This window comes from Streptococcus oralis, assembly GCF_015561235.1.
Lineage (GTDB): Bacteria > Bacillota > Bacilli > Lactobacillales > Streptococcaceae > Streptococcus > Streptococcus oralis_BK.
In genome coordinates, this window is the sequence record NZ_JADMTC010000001.1 from 985,393 (window position 1) to 1,004,700 (window position 19,308).

Here is a 19,308-nt window from a genome sequence, read left to right on the forward strand (position 1 = left end):
TTTCAGATATGATTTGACAAGAACATTCTTTTGGTGTAGAATCATGTTATAAAATCTAACACAAAGGAGATCTCTCATGGCTTTAGTAGAATTTAAAAACGTCGAAAAATATTACGGAGACTATCACGCACTCCGCGACATCAATCTCCGTTTTGAAAAAGGACAAGTTGTTGTCCTGCTTGGACCTTCTGGCTCTGGGAAGTCCACTCTTATCCGTACGATCAATGGTTTGGAGGCTGTTGACAAAGGAAGTCTCCTGGTCAATGGACACCAAGTAGCAGGTGCTAGTCAGAAAGATTTAGTTCCTCTTCGTAAGGAAGTCGGCATGGTTTTTCAACATTTTAACCTTTATCCACACAAAACAGTGTTAGAAAATGTTACACTCGCACCCGTTAAAGTTCTAGGAATTGATAAAAAAGAAGCTGAAAAAACAGCCCAAAAATATCTGGAATTTGTAAATATGTGGGACAAGAAAGATTCCTATCCAGCTATGCTATCTGGTGGTCAAAAACAGAGAATCGCCATAGCACGTGGTCTTGCCATGCATCCGGAGCTCCTCCTCTTTGATGAGCCAACATCTGCTCTTGACCCTGAAACCATTGGAGACGTTCTAGCAGTTATGCAAAAACTGGCGCATGATGGGATGAACATGATCATCGTTACCCACGAAATGGGCTTTGCTCGAGAGGTTGCGGACCGCATTATCTTTATGGCCGACGGAGAGGTTTTAGTAGATACGACAGATGTCGATGACTTTTTTGACAATCCAAGCGAACCTCGTGCCCAGCAATTCCTCAGCAAAATTATCAACCACGAAAGTGACAAAGTCAAATAAGGAGGCGCCTATGAAAAAGAAACTCTTTTTATCCGCATTATTAATTAGCCTTTTCAGCCTTGCTGCTGCCAAACCAGTACAGGCCGATACTAGCGTCGCAGACATTCAAAAAAGAGGCGAACTAGTTGTCGGTGTCAAACAAGACGTTCCCAATTTTGGTTACAAAGATCCCAAGACAGGGACTTATTCTGGTATCGAAACGGACTTGGCCAAGATGATTGCAGACGAACTCAAGGTCAAGGTTCGCTACGTTCCTGTTACTGCTCAAACCCGTGGACCACTATTAGACAACGAACAAGTCGATATGGATATCGCAACCTTCACCATCACAGACGAACGTAAAAAATTATACAACTTCACCAGTCCCTACTACACGGATGCTTCTGGTTTTTTGGTCAATAAATCCGCCAACATCAAAAGCATTGAGGACCTAAACGGCAAAACCATTGGGGTTGCCCAAGGTTCCATCACCCAGCGCTTGATTACTGAACTGGGTAAAAAGAAAGGTCTAACCTTTAAATTCGTCGAACTTGGTTCCTACCCAGAATTGATTACTTCCCTTCACGCTCACCGTATTGATGCCTTTTCTGTAGACCGCTCGATCCTCTCTGGCTACATTAGCAAACGCACAGAACTACTAGATGATAGTTTCAAGCCATCTGACTACGGTATCGTGACCAAGAAATCAAATACCGAGCTAAACGACTATCTTGATACCTTGGTCACTAAATGGAGCAAGGACGGTAGTTTGCAGAAACTTTATGACCGTTACAAGCTCAAACCATCTAGCCATACCGCAGATTAAGGAGGACACCCCATGACAGATTTATCATCTTGGACAGCCTATTTTCAGGATTTTGGACAATTTTTCAATGGTTTCCTCTTCACTCTTGCCCTAGCGGTTGGATCCTTTATCCTCGCCATGGTTTTGGGCATCTTCTTTGGAGCCATGTCAACCAGCAAACGCCCATTCTTGCGCGTTTTGGCTCGTATTTTTGTCGAATTTTACCAAAACACCCCCCTCTTGGTACAGTTTGTTATTGTTTTTTATGGCCTACCTCTTATCAGTGAACACACCATCATGATTCCGATTTATTGGACAGCTGTTCTCTGCGTGGGACTCTATCACGGCGCTTATATCGCTGAGGTTATTCGTTCAGGGATTCAATCTATCCCTAGCGGTCAAATGGAGGCAGCCTTGTCGCAAGGTTTTACCTATATCAGTGCCATGCGCTTGATTATCTTGCCTCAGGCCTTCCGTATCATTCTCCCTCCTTTGACCAACCAAATCGTTAACCTTATCAAGAATACTTCAACCGTTGCTATCATCTCTGGAGTGGACTTGATGTTTGTAACCAAGTCTTGGTCAGCTCTCAACGGAAATTACATCCCTGCATTTCTAGGTGCTGCCCTACTCTACTTTGCCCTTTGCTTCCCTGTCGCCCAATTTGGTCGCAAGATGGAGCAAGCCAACAAAAAAGCCTATTCACTTTAGGAGGTTACTATGGAATCTATTTTAGAAGTTTTGACCCCAGATAACCTAATCTTTATCTTTAAAGGATTTGGCTTAACCCTCTACATTTCTCTAATTGCTATCGTCCTCTCGACCCTTATCGGAACAGTACTAGCCGTCATGAGAAATGGGAAAAATCCTGTCTTACGGATCATCTCCAGCATTTATATCGAGTTTGTACGTAACGTTCCCAACCTCCTCTGGATTTTCACCATCTTTTTGGTGTTTAAGATGAAGTCTACACCAGCTGGTATTACTGCCTTTACCCTCTTTACCTCAGCAGCCCTGGCTGAGATTATCCGAGGCGGTCTCAATGCCGTGGACAAGGGCCAGTACGAAGCAGGAATGTCGCAAGGATTCACCTCTGCGCAAATCCTCTACTACATCATTCTCCCACAAGCGATCCGTAAAATGTTGCCAGCTATCATTTCTCAGTTTGTAACTGTAATTAAGGATACCAGCCTTCTCTACTCTGTTATCGCCCTACAAGAACTCTTTGGCGCCAGCCAAATCCTCATGGGACGCTATTTCGAACCAGAGCAGGTCTTCAGTCTTTATATCCTGATTGCCTTGATTTACTTTATCTTTAACTTTGCCATTTCTAGCCTGTCTCATAAGCTAGCAAAACGTTGGCAACAAGCCGCAGAATAAAAAAGAAATGTGAACTCAAAACAAGGGTTCACATTTTTTGCTATAAATGAAAAAGAGTAACCCAACACTATGCAAACGTTTTACTTTTTGGTAAAATGACTTTAAAACCATAAAGCCAGGAGAAAAATCATGATCCACGAACTTTGCAAAGAATTCTCTCAACTGGAACAAGTAGAAGCTATTGCTCTTGGTGGTTCTCGTGCAGGACAAGCCTACGATCAAAACTCTGATTATGACGTTTATGTCTATCTCAACTCTCCTATTGATGAGGCGAATCGCCTAAAAATTTTGAGTAAATACTGCTCCTATATGGAAATTGGAAACCAGTTTTGGGAGTTAGAGGACGACTGTGTACTAAACAACGGTATCGAAATCGAGTTGATTTATCGTTCGCTGGAGTCGTTTGAACAGGAATTGAACTCAACTGTTTTTCAGCATCAAGCCCAAAACTCTTATACAACCTGTATGTGGCATAATCTACTCCACAGCAAGATTCTATACGATCCGAATGGACACTATGCTTCGCTCCAAAGAACTTACCAGATTCCCTATCCATAGGAACTCAAAAAGCATATCATTGAAAGGCAACTCCTTTTGCTAGACCAAGCCATGCCTGCCTTCTCTCACCAAATAGAAAAAGCTATCAAACGCCAAGATCTTCTCAGTATGAATCATCGTACGAGTGAGTTTTTTGCTTCCTACTTTGACTTGTTATTTGCGCTCAATGAGCAAACCCATCCTGGTGAAAAACGAATGTTGGAGTACGCAAAGACCAATTGTACACTCCTCCCTAAGCAATTTGAAGAAACTATTCGCAAGTATTTCCAACTACTCTACCAACCACAACAAGGAGAACAAGCGGTCGTAACCTTACAAACCATTCTGAACCAACTAAAGGCCATTTTGCCATAGACCAAAAAGAAAATGTGAACCTCTGTTGCTGTTCACATTTTTATTTGTCGTTGACTGTAAAATTCTAGTCTACTCATATTCAGTTGCCTATTTTTGACTCTCTCTGAAAATCTGCAACTAGGTTAGAAATTGTTCAATTGATTGACGAGCAATCATGAAGCCGTTCCAAAAACCGCACTCACAATCACTTACCCTGCTCTTTCATTACTAGTGACAATTTTTCCCTTAGGGTTACTACAAGATTTTTTAGAGATTCTAACAAGAATTACAATATGAATTTTACATATTACCATAGAACACCTCTATAGGAGAAAATCAGAGCTAAAATCAACAAAACATAGAGGGCGATAAAAAGCCATCTCATCTTCACACATAGAGCAATATATTCTCTGATAAAGGCCGATGGGATATAGTAGGCGGCTGTACGGCAACCAAGGCCATCTCCCTTCATCCCAATACGGCGAGCATAGGTACTGGTACGAAAAACATGGTAATCATTGGTCACAAAGAGAAAACGTGGACTGGTCACCAGCTTCTCTCCCATTTCTTTTGAGAAGAGAAGATTCTCATAGGTCGTCGTTGAGTCTTCCTCTAGGAGAATCGCTTCTCTCGGAATATCTGTCTCTTCCAACAAATAATTACAAATCGCCTGAGCTTCGGATATCTTTTCATCTCCACCTTGACCACCACTCGCGATGATTTTAACATTGGGATTAAGAGACTGGCGATAGGCTTCTACTGCCTTATCAATGCGACTCTTTAGTAAGGGAGTCACTTTTTCTCCATTCAACAAACCTGCTCCGTGAATGATGATAAAATCATAATATTTTTTCTTAGGAATAAAAAGATACAGGATAGAATAAAGCAGAAATCCTGCAAAGGCAAAACCAAAAATCAAATACGAATAAATCAAAAAGAAAAAGATAATATTCACTAGATGATTGGTGTAAAATAAGCCCTTGGTATCGCTCACTCGAATCGCCATGATCACAAAAAAGAATAGAATCACACAACCTAATCCTAGAGACAAATAATTTGCCTTGGATTTTCCTTCTTTTTTCAATAACACGAATCCATTATAAATAAGGAAAAAACCACTTAGAAAAACTAAAAGAGGCAGCAGGAGAAAAATCCCTGCAAAGAAAACCATGTGCACTTCTTTCTGCCCAGCTTCGTAAAAAAGATTGGCAATGGACATATAAGAAAAGAGCAGAGACAAAAGCAAGAGAGCTGGATTCCAGAGACTGCGATTGTCCCTTAAAAACGAAACGAGAAAAAGTAGGACAAAAAATCCTGTGATAAAGTACATAGTCTCCTCCTTTAATGTCTACATTGTACCATAATTATGGCAATAGAAAAAGAGGAGCCTAGCCCTCTTATTTTGCTATTCTTGCTTCTGCATCTGCCACAACCTGAGCCAGACTCATCTGACGAAGTTGATTTTCCATAGCTACTTGGATATCCAGCAATTTCTGATCCAAGACCTTATGAATATTAGCCCCTACTGGACAGTTAGGATTGGGATTGTCATGGAAACTAAAGAGTTTACCAGATTTTCCTAGACATTCGACAGCCTGATACACATCAAAAAGGCTAATATCTTGGAGGTCCTTTATAATCTCGGTACCGCCCGTCCCACGCGCAACTGAAATCAATCCTGCTTTTTTGAGTTGCGACAAAGTCTTACGGATAATGACTGGATTAACTCCAACGCTAGCTGCGAGAAAATCACTGGTCACCTTGCTTTCCCGGCCCTTTATAGCAATGATAATTAGCATATGGGTCGCAATGGTAAATCGACTTGAAATTTGCATTTTGTTCCCCTTTCACCTGAGATTCTCATCATCTCTCTTCTCATACTCATTATACCCCTTTTTGATGTCATGTCAATCATTACTACTATCTAACCATTCATACAACTCAATATCATGCCCCTGTTTTTGAGCAATCTCATACAGAAGTTCCTGGTTATGAGTGTGGTGAATCCCATTTACCAAACTTTCATAATAGACCTGGAAATAGGGGAGATTTAAATCTTTAGCCAACTGCAATTCAGCTTCTACATCATAATCCACTCGACGAAAATCAACATCAGCCAAACCTGCTTCATCAAACTCTAAGATCATATACTGGGCCCGCAGGTCCTTACGCAACTTCGCATCTAGAAAGAAGGGTTGTCCAATGGACCCTGGATTAAGAATCAACTGTCCATCACTTCCATAACGAAGCAACTGTTGGTGGATATGACCATAAACTGCGATGGAGGCGTGTGGATTCGTCACTAATCTATCAAAATCTTCTTGTTTTCCCGTATGGATTAATTCTCTACCCCAGTTTTTATCAGGGAGATGGTGAGTGATTCCTACCGTCAGATCACCAAACTGACGATGAACTTGCATGGGTTGATTGTGGAGGTCTTCGATTTCTTCAGGGCTGATTTCTTCTAATATATACTGACATTGACGTAGGAGGTAGCGATGACTAGCTTTTGTTAAATCTAGCTTACGATGCAAGCCTCTCCAGAGACTATTCTCCCAATTACCAAGAACTCTTACAGTAATAGGCAAAGCCGCTAAAAGATTCAATATCCTTCCACGTCCTGTTCCTGGCATAAGAATATCCCCCAAAAGCCAGTACTCATCTACATTTGCCTTTTTAGCATCAGTCAGTACAGCTTCCAGGGCTGTCGTATTCCCATGTATGTCTGAAAGAACTGCTATTTTGGTCATTCTTTCTCCTCTTTTCCTCTTACTTCTTTTGTTAGTATTATAGCAGAAAACACTCAAAAAGAGCACTATCGATACTCACTGGATTAACTTGTAAAGGCTTCCAATACGTGCTATAATATAAATAGAGAGTTCCCCTTCATTTAGGATTATGTGGTCTTCAACATCTCTCAATTTTTGTAGATTGGAGGACTATTGCCATGCGGAAATATCTTAAGTATATTCCATACTACTTTGTCATTTTCATCTTTTACTGGCCCCTCTATGAGTTGCTTTTACTGCTGATATCTGATTCTTATACGCTGAAGGGACTTTACATTTATAACATTCTCCTCTTTTCTCCCCTAGTAACCTTTATCGTATCGCTACTTTATAGCTATCGATTTCATTTCTCACTTTGGTGGCTACTCGGTATTGGTCTGGTCTTTTGCTTTACCATCATCACCTTTGGTGAGTTCATCCTGCTTTACTTCCTAGCCTATGAACTCTTTGCCCTACTTGGATTGACTGCTGGCATGGGGATCAAGCATGTCTTCCAAAGAGAGAAAAACAAAAAAATTATACAAAAACCTTGAAAATTCTCGCAATCATGCTATAATAATGCATAGAGACAAGTCACTTAGTCCCTTTCTACTAGAGAGTGCGTGGTTGCTGGAAACGCATAGAAAGCCTAAACTGATACTACTCTACTGATTTTTATGCAAACATAAAACGGTGGCTACGTTAAAGCCAATCTGAGGTGTCCCTCTTTTTGAGGAACATAAATGAAGGTGGAACCACGTTGCGACGTCCTTTTAGGATGTCGCTTTTTGATTTGTCAGAAGGAGGAAGAACGATGCTTTATATGATTGGCGGATCGCCTTGTAGTGGAAAGTCAACAATTGTCTCTCTTCTTGCAAGGCAGTATCAACTACTTCATATCAAATTGGATGATTTAGTAGACGAGATGGTGAGTCAAGCAAGTGCAGACTCACAGCCAATTTGCCTTCTTAGGCAGGATAGAAATCCGGAACAAATCTGGATGAGACATCCAGAAGAGATGGCAGATGAAGAATGGCGCTTTTATCAAGTAAGATTTTTCCTTATGTAAAATCTTACTTGATAAAAAATCAAAACAGACCTATCTTGGTGGAGGGAGCAGGACTTTTGCCTCACTTGGTAAAGAAGCTTGAATGTCCAGCGTCTTCCTATCTATGCTTGACTCCGACAGCTGATTTTCAAAAAAAGCATTATAGACAGAGAGAATGGGTTCCTTATGTCTTAGAGGGTACAACCAACCCTGAGCAAGCTTTTGAAAACTGGATGCAACGAGACATTCTTTTTGCTCAAATGGTTCGTAAGGAAGCGATGAAATTAGGTTATTCTAGTCTCGTAACAGATGGTAGTCAACCAGAAAATCAGACTGCGGAAGAAGTTGCTCGGCTCTTAAAATTGTCCAACAAAAATAGAATAAATATTTAAGGAGAAAACCATGATTAAGATTACTTTCCCAGATGGCGCTGTTCGTGAATTCGAATCTGGCGTCACAACTTTTGAAATTGCCCAATCTATCAGCAATTCCCTAGCTAAAAAAGCTCTCGCTGGTAAATTTAACGGCAAACTCATCGACACGACTCGTGCTATCACTGAAGATGGGAGCATCGAAATCGTGACACCTGATCACGAAGATGCCCTTCCAATCTTGCGCCACTCAGCGGCTCACTTGTTCGCCCAAGCAGCTCGTCGCCTTTTCCCAGACATTCATTTGGGTGTCGGTCCAGCTATCGAAGACGGCTTCTACTACGATACAGACAATACTGCTGGTCAAATCTCTAACGAGGACCTTCCTCGTATCGAAGAAGAAATGAAGAAAATCGTCAAAGAAAACTTCCCGTCAATCCGTGAAGAAGTAACTAAAGACGAGGCCCGTGAAATCTTCAAGAACGACCCTTACAAATTAGAATTGATTGAAGAACACTCAGAAGACGAAGGTGGTTTGACTATCTACCGTCAGGGCGAATACGTAGACCTCTGCCGTGGTCCTCACGTCCCATCAACAGGTCGTATCCAAATCTTCCACCTGCTCAACGTAGCTGGTGCCTACTGGCGTGGAAATAGCGACAACGCGATGATGCAACGAATCTACGGTACAGCTTGGTTTGACAAAAAAGACTTGAAGAACTACCTTCAAATGCGTGAAGAAGCCAAGGAACGTGACCACCGTAAACTCGGTAAAGAGCTTGACCTCTTCATGATTTCACAAGAAGTCGGACAAGGTTTACCATTCTGGTTACCAAACGGAGCGACCATCCGTCGTGAATTGGAACGCTACATTGTCGACAAGGAAATCGCTGCAGGCTACCAACACGTCTACACTCCACCAATTGCCTCAGTGGAACTCTATAAAACTTCTGGTCACTGGGATCACTACCGTGAAGATATGTTCCCAACTATGGACATGGGAGACGGTGAAGAGTTTGTCCTCCGCCCAATGAACTGTCCTCACCATATCGAAGTTTATAAACACCATGTACACTCATACCGTGAATTACCAATCCGTATCGCTGAGATTGGCATGATGCACCGATATGAAAAATCTGGCGCCCTTACTGGCCTTCAACGTGTACGTGAAATGTCCCTAAATGATGGTCATACTTTTGTAGCTCCAGAACAAATTGAGGAAGAATTCAAGAAAATTCTTCAATTGATTATCGACGTGTATGAAGACTTTAATTTGACAGATTACCGTTTCCGCTTGTCTTACCGTGATCCTGAAGATAAACACAAATACTTTGACAACGATGAGATGTGGGAAAATGCACAACGCATGTTGAAAGCAGCTATGGATGATATGGAACTGGACTACTTTGAAGCTGAAGGTGAAGCAGCCTTCTACGGACCAAAATTGGATATCCAGGTTAAAACTGCCCTCGGTAAAGAAGAAACCCTTTCTACTATCCAGCTTGACTTCTTGCTTCCAGAACGCTTCGACCTCAAATACATCGGAGCTGATGGTGAAGAGCACCGTCCAGTTATGATCCACCGTGGGGTTATCTCAACTATGGAACGCTTCACAGCTATCTTGATTGAAAACTACAAGGGTGCCTTCCCAACATGGCTGGCACCACACCAAGTAACCCTCATCCCAGTTTCCAACGAAAAACACGTGGACTACGCTTGGGAAGTTGCTAAGAAACTCCGTGACCGTGGTGTCCGTGCAGACGTAGATGAGCGCAATGAAAAAATGCAGTTCAAGATTCGTGCTTCACAAACTAGCAAGATTCCTTACCAATTGATCGTTGGTGATAAGGAAATGGAAGACGTAACTGTCAACGTTCGTCGCTATGGCCAAAAAGAAACACAAACTGTCCCAGTAGATGAGTTTGTAGCAGCAATCCTTGCTGATATCGCCAACAAATCTCGTGTTGAGAAATAAAATTCATTTGAGAACAATTGAGAGGCTGGGACAAAAGTCCTAACCTCTCAATTGTCTTTGGATCGTCGAGCAAGACGCAGTGGTTGAGTGGGCTCTACTACGCTGAATTCATCAGCTTTTACAGCCCTACTCAACTGTGCGGAGGTGGGACGACGAAATCGAATTCTGACGAATTACCGATTTCTGTCCCACTCTCTTCGTTTATATACTATTTAGGAGGATTCCTGATTTCTGCTTGATACCATTCAATTTTATTATCTAATTTTTTTAGTGACATTTGCCAATTTTTAATTTGTTCTTGAACAAAACTGCGGTGCTTATGCAACATTTCTAAGCGTTCTTTCAGGCTGCGATCACCCTGGTAGCGCAAGTCAGCATATCTCTGAATATCTTGCAAATGCATACCCGTATCTTTTAAACGCTGAATAAACTGAACCCAGGCAAGATCGTTCTCATTGTAGGAACGCTGACCGCTTTGATCTCTATCAACTTTAATCAATCCTCGTTTCTCATAATATCGGAGCGTATGCGTTGATAAATTTACTTTTTGGGCAAATAGACCGATTTTCATAAAAAAACTCCTTTAATTTCTTGACTTAGAGTATAGTCTAAGTTTTATAATGACATTGTAATCGTTTAAGGAGGTAAATGCAAATGAAAAACAAACGATTTGAACGTGGATTGGAAAGACTCAATCAGATTGATGGTGAGGGCGGTGAGAAGGTCATATCCTCTCTGAAAGAAATAGCTCCCGATTTAGGAGACTATATTGTAGAATTTGCTTTTGGCGATATCTATAGTCGTGAGGGACTGAATCTACAGGAGCGAGAAATCGTCACTCTTGCTAGTCTTTTGACACAGGGAGGTTGTGAAGCACAGCTGGAAGTACATATACAAGCAGCTTTAAATGTTGGCTTAACTCCCGAAAAGATTATAGAATGCTTTTTGCAGTGCATCCCTTATGTTGGATTTCCTAGAGTGCTAAATGCTGTTTTTTTAGCTGACAAACTCTTTAAGAAAGAATAATAAAGAGGTTCTAAGTGGAACTAACCTCAAATTGGTAGACAAATTATTTTGGTAAAGGATTTAGTTCTGTACTGAGTGGGACTAAGTCCTTTTCGTTTTATGCTGATTTATTGATTCTTTAGATTGTGCCTTTAGACATGGTCTTCATGAGTTAAATAGGGTCAATATCCTCATTCCTTGTCTGCCTCATTTTCTTTTACAATATCTTTTTGTGAATCTTTTTCAGAGAGTTTTTGATCGATATACTTGTTAATGGTTTCATAAAATTCCTTGGTCGTATCACTGTCTAATTTTGTCGAATTATGAACTTGATTGACCTTCAATTGAACAGATTGAATACCGTAAGAGGCTTGTTTTTGATGGAGCGCTTCTAATTCTTCGTCTGAAATCGGATCTCCAACAACCGTCAAGACCAATTCATTGTTCCTTGACTTGTAGACTTGATTAATGACCGTGTGATTGGCGAACTCTTTTCCTACAAACTGTTTGATTCCTTCTTTTCGCGCTTGATCTATCGTCAGAGTGACTGCTGAATAACTAGCTGGAAGAACCAATAATACAATCAAGGATGTCAAGCCAATTTTCATTTTAATGTTTAGCTCTTTAAATGAACTTAAGGGAGATTTTCTCATTAAAATTCTTGTTCCAACAATGTTGGCTAGCATGATAAAGACACAATTGATCAAGAAAAGATAGAGAGCTCCAAATAAAAATCGTACATTTCCATTAGCTAAACCATAGCCTGCAGTACAGATAGGTGGCATCAAAGCTGTTGCGATGGCTACTCCTGGCACGATATTGTTTGCTTCTTTTTTCCTTGACCCAATTACACCTGCTATCCCACCAGCAATAGCAATGAGAACATCCCAAATGGTTGGAGAGGTTCGTGCAATCAATTCGCTACTTTCATAAGATAAGGGAGAAATCCAGAAATACAGAGCCGAGACAAGCAAGCTAACCGATACCTGAGTAAATAAGACCTCTAGAGATTGCTTGATTAAACGCGTATCAAAAATAGCTAAACCAAATCCGAGTCCAACAATCGATGTCATAAGAGGGGAAATCAGCATGGCTCCAATAATGACAGCTGTTGAATTCATATTTAGGCCGATAGAGGCAATAAAAATCGCACACATCAAAATCACTGTATCTCTCAATCGAACATGAAGATCATCATATAATTTCTCACGGTATTCACGTGTTGAATAGTTTCCGGTCATTGGTTACTCCTTTTATTTCATATAATCTTGTTTCTGCTTGGATGATGGTAGAGAGACTTCTGTCCAATCTTACATATTTTTCTTCTCACCTGTTATTCTTTTGAAAATTATCCTTTAAATATCCGTCAGTCCATCCTTAGTATTATATCAAAAATTTTACAGTCTTTATCTGAAGAAATCTATCAATTGAACAGATAGAGAAAGTTATCGTCAACCTCATGGTATCATCGACTACTTCAATGACCTTGAGAACTAAACTAAGCATATGATAAGCAAAGGTCAATGGAGAAATGCAAAAATTACAGGAAGGAAGAAAACTGTCAAAATTTGCTTGTTAATGGTTTGCTTAATCTGCTTTTGATCTAGACCTACCTGTTCGTTTGTGGTCTTCATATCCCTCAGAGATTTGTTTATAGTAGATAAAATAATTTACTAGGCTACACGGTTAAAGATAGAAAAGCCCAGTTGTCTTATCCTGGGCTCTTATCTACTCTTCTCACTCAAGGACTAAGTTCACTTGAGCAAACTGAATCCGCACTATCGTTCCTTTTCCGACCTCAGACTCGATACGAATCTGGTGACCCAGTTCTTCAGAAATTTTCTTGGATAGGTAGAGGCCAAGTCCAGACGACTGCTGGGTCAAACGCCCATTGTAGCCTGAAAAACCACGTTCAAAGACTCGGAGTACATCACTGTTTTTAATCCCAATCCCCGTATCCTTGATACAGAGTTCCTGATCTTCCATATAGATCTCCAAACCACCTTGCTTGGTGTATTTGAGGCTGTTTGAGAGGATTTGTTCAATGACGACCAACAACCACTTCTTATCGGTCACGATGGTTTTGTCTAAGTCATGTAGATTGACCGTCAGTCCCTTTTGGATAAAGAAAAGAGCATACTTACGAACCACTTCCTTAACTAAGTCATCCACTTGAACCTTTTCAAATACCAAGTCATCGTGGAAGCTTTCCAAACGAAGATACTGCAACACCAGATTGGTATAGGAGTCAATCTTAAAAATTTCCTGTTCCAGTTGCTGCTTGACCTCACGATCAGATACTTCTGCTACCAAGAGACGGCTCGCTGCAATAGGAGTCTTTATCTGATGAACCCACAAGGTGTAGTAGTCAAGCAAATCCGTCAGTTTACTTTGGGCTTCTGACTTCTTTTGATACAATTCAGACTCACGCTCTTCGAGTTTTTCCGCTAGCACACATTCCAAAGGAGACTTTGGGTCTCTTTCAGCATAGAGTACTTCCTGCCGGTAAATCTGAGCTTCTGCAAAAATATCCCAAACCAAAAATAAAAGGGTTAAAAAGCTACTGAGGAGGAAAAAATAGAAGAAATAAAATCCTATACTAGCGAATAAAAACTGAAAGAGAAAAACAAGAAAACCCAATGAAAAAATATAGACAAAAAGACGACTGCGAGAACGCAGATAGGCCAGAAAAAATAGTTTCCAATCAAGCATGTTTCAGTCCGTACCCTATTCCCTTCTTGGTTTCGATAAATCCTGCCAAGCCTTGCTCCTCCAACTTTTTGCGCAAGCGAGCAACGTTGACAGACAGGGTATTGTCATCGATGAAAAAGTCGCTGTTCCAGAGTTCCCGCATCAGGTCATCACGCGCCACGATATTACCCGCATGTTCAAATAAAACGCGTAAAATCTGAAATTCATTCTTGGTCAAACTCAGGACTTCCCCCTGATAGTGCAGGTCCATAGACTTGGTATTGAGGATCACACCCGCATACTCCAGCAGACTTTCATCCCGTCCAAACTCATAGGAACGGCGCAACAATCCCTGAACCTTGGCAAGGAGCACCTGCTGGTCAAAAGGTTTGGTTATAAAATCATCCGCACCCATATTGATCGCCATGACAATATCCATCGCCTGATCTCTCGAAGACAGAAACATGATAGGTACCTGAGAAATCTTGCGAATCTCCTGGCACCAGTGGTAACCATTAAAAAGAGGCAAACCAATATCCATGAGGACCAAATGAGGTTCTGACTGAACAAAAAGGCTCAATACTTCCATAAAATCTTCTACCAAAACGACCTCAAACCCCCACTCAGAGAGTAGTTTACCAACTTGTTGCCGAATAACTTGGTCATCTTCTACTAGTAAAATCTTGTGCATGCGCTCCTCCTTTGCTCTTATTATAACAGATTTTCCCCATGGATAAAATGCAAACCTGTATTTAAACCAGCTCGCTAGCAATATAGCAAAATCTAGTAAGCCCACTGGCTAATTCTTGGTAAATGTGATAGGATAAACATAGAGAAAGGAGCTTTTATGGCCAATATTTTTGACTACCTCAATGATGTAGCATACGATTCCTTTTATGACCTCCCCGTGAATGAGTTAGATGTTCTTGCCTTGACTGAGTTGACCTATCTTGCTTTCGATGATGTAGTCACTCAAGAACCAAAGCGTCTCATAGATCTAGCACCTCAAATCCCTAGAGACACGACGATGTTGACCAATAAAAACCGTCTCCAGTTGTTGGATCAACTCTCTCAACACAAACGCTTTAAAAATTGCAAGCTCTCAAACTTTATCAATGATATTGATCCTGAATTGCAAAAACAGTTTGCGGCTATGACTTATCGTATCAGTCTCGATACCTATTTGCTTGTTTTTCGCGGGACGGATGACAGCATCATTGGTTGGAAAGAAGATTTCCATATGACCTATATGAAGGAAATCCCTGCTCAAAAACATGCCCTCCAGTATTTAGAGGACTTTTTTGCCCAACATCCCAATCAAAAGATCATCCTAGCAGGGCATTCAAAAGGGGGCAATCTAGCTGTCTATGCTGCCAGTCAACTTGATCCAAACTTGCAGAAAAACATTGTCGCTGTCTACACTTTTGATGCCCCTGGGCTTCACAAGGAACTAACCGAAACACCTGGCTATCAAAACATGATGGAAAGAACGAAAGTATTTATCCCACAAGGGTCTATCATCGGGATGATGCTGGAAATTCCGGATAAAAAAATCGTCGTTCGAAGCACCGCCTTAGGTGGCCTTGCCCAGCACGACACCTTTAGTTGGCAGATTGAAGACAAACACTTTGTCCAACTAGACGAGACCAATAGTGATAGTCAGCAAGTCGATACAACCTTCAAGGAATGGGTTGAAACAGTTCCTGACGAAGAACTGCAGCTCTACTTTGACCTCTTTTTTGGAATCATTCTCGATGCGGGCATCTCCTCTATCAACGATCTTTCTTCCTTCAATGCCATTGAACACATTCATCAACTCTTTGTACAAGCTCAATCCCTCACTCCCGAAGAAAGAGAAACCATGGGGCGCTTAACCCAACTCTTGATTGGCACCCGCTATCAAGCTTGGAAAAATCGTCAAAGCACGAAAAAGACTTTCTGATACCCTAAGTATTCTCTTCTATGCTATACTTAATTTAGTACATTCTTTGAGATTGGAGCCAGTATGAAAATCCATAAAACCGTGAATCCCGTTGCCTATGAAAACACTTATTACCTGGAAGGGGATCAACACCTAATTGTGGTTGACCCAGGTAGCCATTGGGAATCTATTCGCAAGACTATTGAGAAAATCAACAAACCAGTCTGCGCGATTCTCCTGACCCATACCCACTACGACCATATTATGAGTCTGGACTTGGTTCGCGAGACTTTTGGAAATCCTCCAGTTTATGTAGCAGAGAGTGAAGCTAGCTGGCTTTATACACCTGTAGATAATCTCTCTGGTCTCCCTCGTCACGACGATATGGCAGATGTGGTCGCAAAACCAGCAGAACACACCTTTGCCTTTCATGAAGAATACCAGCTTAAGGAATTTCGTTTTACAGTTCTACCAACCCCAGGGCACTCTATCGGCGGCGTTTCTATCGTCTTTCCTGATGCTCATCTAGTCTTGACCGGAGATGCTCTATTCCGAGAAACCATCGGACGGACAGACCTTCCTACAGGTAGTACGGAACAACTTCTCCATAGCATTCAGACGCAACTCTTCACTCTTCCTAACTACGATGTCTATCCCGGGCATGGTCCAGCTACGACTATCGCTCACGAAAAGACCTTTAATCCCTTTTTCTAGCAAGCAAAAAACCAAGGATAATTTCCTTGGTTTTTGTGTAGCTTCTATTTCTATGTCAATATTTGCTCAGAAGAATCAATATTGACTAGAAAAGCAATTCAAAACTAATTAGCCGGATTCAATTCTTTCCAACCAATGTTAGACAAATCAAGCTTTTCAGAAGAAATATCTAAAACTTGCTCTGCTTTTTCGTTGCCACCGATTTGAATAGTTGCTTCTTTAATCTTCTGCACTCCGTTTTTATCGAACGAATATAGAGACAGGTTCATTTCTGGACGAGTTGACTGCCAGTCTGCATAAGAGACTTGACCGTTTTCATAAATATCAAATCCTGAGCGAAAACCACCTGCAGAAGCTATATATGCTGTGTGAAGTAAGCTAGGTTTTTGATTTTCCAAATAATAAATGGCTGAAACAAATTTTTCATCGCCAATAAGCAACTCGTCTTGACCATCCTTATTCAAATCAACCATTGCGTATTTCCAATCGGGTGCATTTTGATAATCCATTCGAGAGAAAACCAGGCTATATTCTTCTGAAGTAATCTTATCTTGTTTATTCTCCTTGTATAAATCTTCTCTATTACCTTTTTTTAAAAGGTCTGTAAAGTGATTATAGCGTTCAATCACTTCTTTATATAAATCTTGTCCAGTTTCTTTCTTATTTTCAGCAGTTGATTGTGATGCCTTGGTTGACGATTCACTAGTATTCTCAGCCTTTGCTTCTGTTGATACACTAGTCTTATCGTCTTTGGAGACAGATGATAGTGCGGATGAAGGTTCTGTATTGTTCCTATTTTTATCGAGACTACAAGATGCTAGAACTGAAATCGAAAGAATAGCTGATAGCATTATTAAAAATTTCTTCATGTTTACCTCGATAGCATTGCATTTTCAGATTGATAAACTTCAAAAATGAACCATTAATTCCAAGATGATACTTGGTTAGGGACTTACTTTACCAAATAATCACACGGTCCTCTGGTGAACGCCACATGCCGTCGCCTTCTTTGACATCATAAGTTGTAAAGAAGTCATCGAAGTTTGGTACTTGAACATTGACACGGAGTTTGGCAGGCGCGTGCACGTCGACACTGGCCATGAGTTTCATCAACTCCGGACGGCCTTTCATACGCCAGATACGAGCAAAGTTGTGGAAGAATTCTTCAGCAGAGAAGTCTGGCTCTCTCTTAGCAGCTTCAAGGGCTGCGGCGATCCCACCAAGGTCGGCAACGTTTTCGGATACGGTTAGTTTTCCGTTGATTCTTGCACCGTAAGATTCTTGGTCATCAAATTGATCGATAACCTTCTGAGTCTTTTCTTTGAAGGCAGCATAGTCATTCTCAGTCCACCAGTCTTTGAGACTACCATTTTCATCAAAGGAAGCACCATTTGTATCAAAGGCATGAGAAATCTCATGGGCAATAACCGCTCCAATACCACCGTAGTTGGCAGAAGACGACTGATGCAAGTCATAGAATGGAGCCTGTAAAATAGCAGCTGGGAAGACAATCAAGTTCTTCTGAGGATTGTAGTAGGCATTAACCATGTGTGCTGGCATGCCCCACTCCTTGTAGTCAACTGGCTGGTTCCACTTGCTCCAGCTGTGCTTGATTTCCACACGCGCAAAGGCTAGGGCATTCTCAAAGAGACTGGCAGTTTCGTCCACTACCTTGTCCTTGTAGCGGGCTGGCAATTCCTCTGGATAACCGATATAAGGCTTGATGACATTGAGTTTGACAATAGCCTTATCACGCGTTTCAGGAGTGAGCCAGTCATTCTTAGCCAAACGTTCCTTATAAACATCGATCATAGTCGCCACTTTTTTCTCTACGTCTGCCTTAGCTTCTGGGGAGAATTTTTCATGCGCATACCAGAGACCAAGGGCTTGCTTAAAGGGACCTTGGGCCAAGTGATAGGCTGCCTTGATCTTGTCCTGAGCTTCTGGAACACCTGAAAGGGCACGTCCATAGGCACCTGATAGGACACGAATCTCGTCTGTGAGATAGCTGGTTGAAAGATTGACCACAGCCAAAATCAAGGTTGCCTTAAGCAAAGGCCACGCTTCTTCACTATAAAATTGGTCTGCTGCTTGCCAGAAACGTTCCTCATCTACGATAACCTTATCTGGAGTTTGTCCAAGAACTGCTTGGAAGAAATCATCCAAAGGTAGGGCAGGGGCAAATTTCTTGAAATCTTCATAAGCGTATGGATGGTAGAGTTTGGCATATTCTGAACTTTCTTCGTTTGAAAGAACCACTGCTGCGATACGACGGTCCAATTCCAATCTCTTCTCTAGTAAGTCTTCGATTTCCTCATCTGAAAAATCATAGGCTTTGAGAAGATTTGCGCTACTTTCCTTCCAAAGCGTCAAGAGCTCCTCACGTTGAGGATGGTCTTCAGCATAGTAGGTTGTATCTGGCAAGATAGTTCCTGGTGCACTTGCCCAGAGAACATTGGTTCTGGCATCCATAAAGTCTGGTGATACTCCAAATGGAAGGAAGTTTGGTTTACCTGCTAGTTCAAACTCTGCCAGTTTGCTGGTAAAATCTGCAAAGCTCTCCAAATCTTGGTATTCCTTGAGCAGAGGAAGGACAGGCTTGATTCCATCTGCATCCCTCTTATCAAAATCACGTACCATACGATGGTACTTAACAAAATTTGCGAGGATAGCGTCCTCTGGAACATCTTCGCCTTCCAACCACTTGTCCGTAGTTGCCAGCATTAACTCTTCAATTTCCTCATCAAGGTCAATAAAGCCACCTGTTCGAGATTTATCAGCTGGAATAACAGCTGTTTTTTCCCATTCTCCATTGATTGCATCATAAAAATCGTCTTGATAACGTGTCATCTTGTTCTCGCTTTCATTTTTTCACTTATTCTTAGCTTAGCAAAAAACACTTGGGAATGCAATTAAAAATGGTCT

The 19,308-nt window shown here is 41.3% G+C and carries 18 protein-coding genes and 3 pseudogenes; 11 read left to right on the plus strand and 10 right to left on the minus strand.

Translation table 11 applies throughout. The features are described 5' to 3' along the window. Positions 1-76: 76 nt before the first annotated feature. From I2H52_RS05020 to I2H52_RS05040, 5 genes and pseudogenes are all read left to right on the plus strand, one after another. Positions 77-835, plus strand: coding sequence for an amino acid ABC transporter ATP-binding protein (locus tag I2H52_RS05020; RefSeq protein ID WP_045617531.1), 759 nt, complete (start codon positions 77-79; stop codon positions 833-835). 10 nt (positions 836-845) lie between these two features. Beyond that, positions 846-1,640 (plus strand): transporter substrate-binding domain-containing protein, encoded by a 795-nt coding sequence (locus tag I2H52_RS05025; protein ID WP_195594522.1) that lies wholly within the window; start codon positions 846-848, stop codon positions 1,638-1,640. 12 nt (positions 1,641-1,652) lie between these two features. Further along, positions 1,653-2,330 carry an amino acid ABC transporter permease gene (locus I2H52_RS05030; protein WP_000131156.1) on the plus strand — a complete coding sequence of 226 codons (678 nt, stop codon included), beginning with the start codon at positions 1,653-1,655 and terminating at the stop codon, positions 2,328-2,330. A gap of 9 nt (positions 2,331-2,339) precedes the next feature. After that, entirely contained in the window at positions 2,340-2,999 is a 660-nt protein-coding gene (locus tag I2H52_RS05035) for an amino acid ABC transporter permease (protein WP_033605968.1), read from the plus strand. 129 nt (positions 3,000-3,128) lie between these two features. Then, positions 3,129-3,911 (plus strand): annotated as a pseudogene (locus I2H52_RS05040) (DUF4037 domain-containing protein). Positions 3,912-4,197: 286 nt separating this feature from the next. Here I2H52_RS05040 and I2H52_RS05045 read toward each other — a convergent pair. The 3 genes from I2H52_RS05045 to I2H52_RS05055 all read right to left on the minus strand — a co-directional run bounded on the left by I2H52_RS05045 (position 4,198) and on the right by I2H52_RS05055 (position 6,640). Beyond that, a complete protein-coding gene (locus tag I2H52_RS05045) occupies positions 4,198-5,220 on the minus strand; it encodes a YdcF family protein (protein WP_000273638.1) in 1,023 nt (340 codons plus the stop codon). 67 nt (positions 5,221-5,287) lie between these two features. Continuing rightward, entirely contained in the window at positions 5,288-5,725 is a 438-nt protein-coding gene (locus tag I2H52_RS05050) for an Rrf2 family transcriptional regulator (RefSeq protein ID WP_001167381.1), read from the minus strand. A 72-nt stretch (positions 5,726-5,797) separates the two neighbouring features. After that, a complete protein-coding gene (locus I2H52_RS05055) occupies positions 5,798-6,640 on the minus strand; it encodes a metallophosphoesterase family protein (protein WP_195594524.1) in 843 nt (280 codons plus the stop codon). A 197-nt stretch (positions 6,641-6,837) separates the two neighbouring features. Here I2H52_RS05055 and I2H52_RS05060 point away from each other — a divergent pair, with 197 nt between their 5' ends. The 3 genes and pseudogenes from I2H52_RS05060 to thrS all read left to right on the plus strand — a co-directional run bounded on the left by I2H52_RS05060 (position 6,838) and on the right by thrS (position 10,052). Continuing rightward, positions 6,838-7,212 (plus strand): hypothetical protein, encoded by a 375-nt coding sequence (locus I2H52_RS05060; RefSeq protein ID WP_167266103.1) that lies wholly within the window; start codon positions 6,838-6,840, stop codon positions 7,210-7,212. A 260-nt stretch (positions 7,213-7,472) separates the two neighbouring features. After that, positions 7,473-8,098, plus strand: a pseudogene (locus I2H52_RS05065) (AAA family ATPase). Between the two features lie 10 nt (positions 8,099-8,108). After that, positions 8,109-10,052, plus strand: coding sequence for a threonine--tRNA ligase (thrS, locus tag I2H52_RS05070; RefSeq protein ID WP_045617546.1), 1,944 nt, complete (start codon positions 8,109-8,111; stop codon positions 10,050-10,052). Positions 10,053-10,260: 208 nt separating this feature from the next. On the opposite strand, the gene I2H52_RS05075 is transcribed toward thrS, so the two are convergent. Beyond that, complete coding sequence (locus I2H52_RS05075; RefSeq protein WP_007520480.1) at positions 10,261-10,623, minus strand: MerR family transcriptional regulator; 363 nt, start codon at positions 10,621-10,623, stop codon at positions 10,261-10,263. Between the two features lie 77 nt (positions 10,624-10,700). Here I2H52_RS05075 and I2H52_RS05080 point away from each other — a divergent pair, with 77 nt between their 5' ends. Then, positions 10,701-11,078: a carboxymuconolactone decarboxylase family protein gene (locus I2H52_RS05080; protein WP_002899930.1), complete on the plus strand. Its 378-nt coding sequence runs from the start codon at positions 10,701-10,703 to the stop codon at positions 11,076-11,078. Between the two features lie 170 nt (positions 11,079-11,248). On the opposite strand, the gene I2H52_RS05085 is transcribed toward I2H52_RS05080, so the two are convergent. The 4 genes and pseudogenes from I2H52_RS05085 to I2H52_RS05100 form a co-directional block, all read right to left on the minus strand. Continuing rightward, entirely contained in the window at positions 11,249-12,298 is a 1,050-nt protein-coding gene (locus tag I2H52_RS05085) for a DUF389 domain-containing protein (RefSeq protein ID WP_045617547.1), read from the minus strand. A 142-nt stretch (positions 12,299-12,440) separates the two neighbouring features. Then, positions 12,441-12,719: pseudogene (locus I2H52_RS05090) on the minus strand (ABC transporter permease); the annotation flags it as partial. Between the two features lie 75 nt (positions 12,720-12,794). Then, positions 12,795-13,769, minus strand: coding sequence for a HAMP domain-containing histidine kinase (locus I2H52_RS05095; RefSeq protein ID WP_000887933.1), 975 nt, complete (start codon positions 13,767-13,769; stop codon positions 12,795-12,797). Next, positions 13,762-14,439, minus strand: coding sequence for a response regulator transcription factor (locus tag I2H52_RS05100; RefSeq protein ID WP_000548985.1), 678 nt, complete (start codon positions 14,437-14,439; stop codon positions 13,762-13,764). The genes I2H52_RS05095 and I2H52_RS05100 overlap by 8 nt, the downstream gene beginning before the upstream one ends. A 156-nt stretch (positions 14,440-14,595) precedes the next feature. Here I2H52_RS05100 and I2H52_RS05105 point away from each other — a divergent pair, with 156 nt between their 5' ends. Together I2H52_RS05105 and I2H52_RS05110 are read left to right on the plus strand one after the other, a co-directional pair. Continuing rightward, positions 14,596-15,690, plus strand: a complete 1,095-nt coding sequence (locus I2H52_RS05105; protein WP_033605975.1) for a DUF2974 domain-containing protein — start codon at positions 14,596-14,598, stop codon at positions 15,688-15,690. 63 nt (positions 15,691-15,753) lie between these two features. Continuing rightward, positions 15,754-16,383, plus strand: coding sequence for an MBL fold metallo-hydrolase (locus tag I2H52_RS05110; RefSeq protein WP_000690839.1), 630 nt, complete (start codon positions 15,754-15,756; stop codon positions 16,381-16,383). Between the two features lie 104 nt (positions 16,384-16,487). On the opposite strand, the gene I2H52_RS05115 is transcribed toward I2H52_RS05110, so the two are convergent. After that, positions 16,488-17,252, minus strand: a complete 765-nt coding sequence (locus tag I2H52_RS05115; protein ID WP_033605976.1) for a hypothetical protein — start codon at positions 17,250-17,252, stop codon at positions 16,488-16,490. 88 nt (positions 17,253-17,340) lie between these two features. Beyond that, positions 17,341-19,233: a M13 family metallopeptidase gene (locus tag I2H52_RS05120; RefSeq protein ID WP_195594526.1), complete on the minus strand. Its 1,893-nt coding sequence runs from the start codon at positions 19,231-19,233 to the stop codon at positions 17,341-17,343. Positions 19,234-19,308 lie beyond the last annotated feature (75 nt).

Coding starts and splice junctions, on each gene's coding strand:
- I2H52_RS05055 (WP_195594524.1), bottom strand. CDS start 6,640: ATGACCAAAATAGCAGTTCTTTCAGACATACATGGGAATACGACAGCC.
- I2H52_RS05080 (WP_002899930.1), top strand. CDS start 10,701: ATGCAAATGAAAAACAAACGATTTGAACGTGGATTGGAAAGACTCAAT.
- I2H52_RS05035 (WP_033605968.1), top strand. CDS start 2,340: ATGGAATCTATTTTAGAAGTTTTGACCCCAGATAACCTAATCTTTATC.
- I2H52_RS05105 (WP_033605975.1), top strand. CDS start 14,596: ATGGCCAATATTTTTGACTACCTCAATGATGTAGCATACGATTCCTTT.
- I2H52_RS05120 (WP_195594526.1), bottom strand. CDS start 19,233: ATGACACGTTATCAAGACGATTTTTATGATGCAATCAATGGAGAATGG.
- I2H52_RS05110 (WP_000690839.1), top strand. CDS start 15,754: ATGAAAATCCATAAAACCGTGAATCCCGTTGCCTATGAAAACACTTAT.
- I2H52_RS05045 (WP_000273638.1), bottom strand. CDS start 5,220: ATGTACTTTATCACAGGATTTTTTGTCCTACTTTTTCTCGTTTCGTTT.
- I2H52_RS05115 (WP_033605976.1), bottom strand. CDS start 17,252: ATGAAGAAATTTTTAATAATGCTATCAGCTATTCTTTCGATTTCAGTT.
- I2H52_RS05060 (WP_167266103.1), top strand. CDS start 6,838: ATGCGGAAATATCTTAAGTATATTCCATACTACTTTGTCATTTTCATC.
- I2H52_RS05095 (WP_000887933.1), bottom strand. CDS start 13,769: ATGCTTGATTGGAAACTATTTTTTCTGGCCTATCTGCGTTCTCGCAGT.
- I2H52_RS05020 (WP_045617531.1), top strand. CDS start 77: ATGGCTTTAGTAGAATTTAAAAACGTCGAAAAATATTACGGAGACTAT.
- I2H52_RS05050 (WP_001167381.1), bottom strand. CDS start 5,725: ATGCAAATTTCAAGTCGATTTACCATTGCGACCCATATGCTAATTATC.
- I2H52_RS05100 (WP_000548985.1), bottom strand. CDS start 14,439: ATGCACAAGATTTTACTAGTAGAAGATGACCAAGTTATTCGGCAACAA.
- thrS (WP_045617546.1), top strand. CDS start 8,109: ATGATTAAGATTACTTTCCCAGATGGCGCTGTTCGTGAATTCGAATCT.
- I2H52_RS05085 (WP_045617547.1), bottom strand. CDS start 12,298: ATGACCGGAAACTATTCAACACGTGAATACCGTGAGAAATTATATGAT.
- I2H52_RS05025 (WP_195594522.1), top strand. CDS start 846: ATGAAAAAGAAACTCTTTTTATCCGCATTATTAATTAGCCTTTTCAGC.
- I2H52_RS05075 (WP_007520480.1), bottom strand. CDS start 10,623: ATGAAAATCGGTCTATTTGCCCAAAAAGTAAATTTATCAACGCATACG.
- I2H52_RS05030 (WP_000131156.1), top strand. CDS start 1,653: ATGACAGATTTATCATCTTGGACAGCCTATTTTCAGGATTTTGGACAA.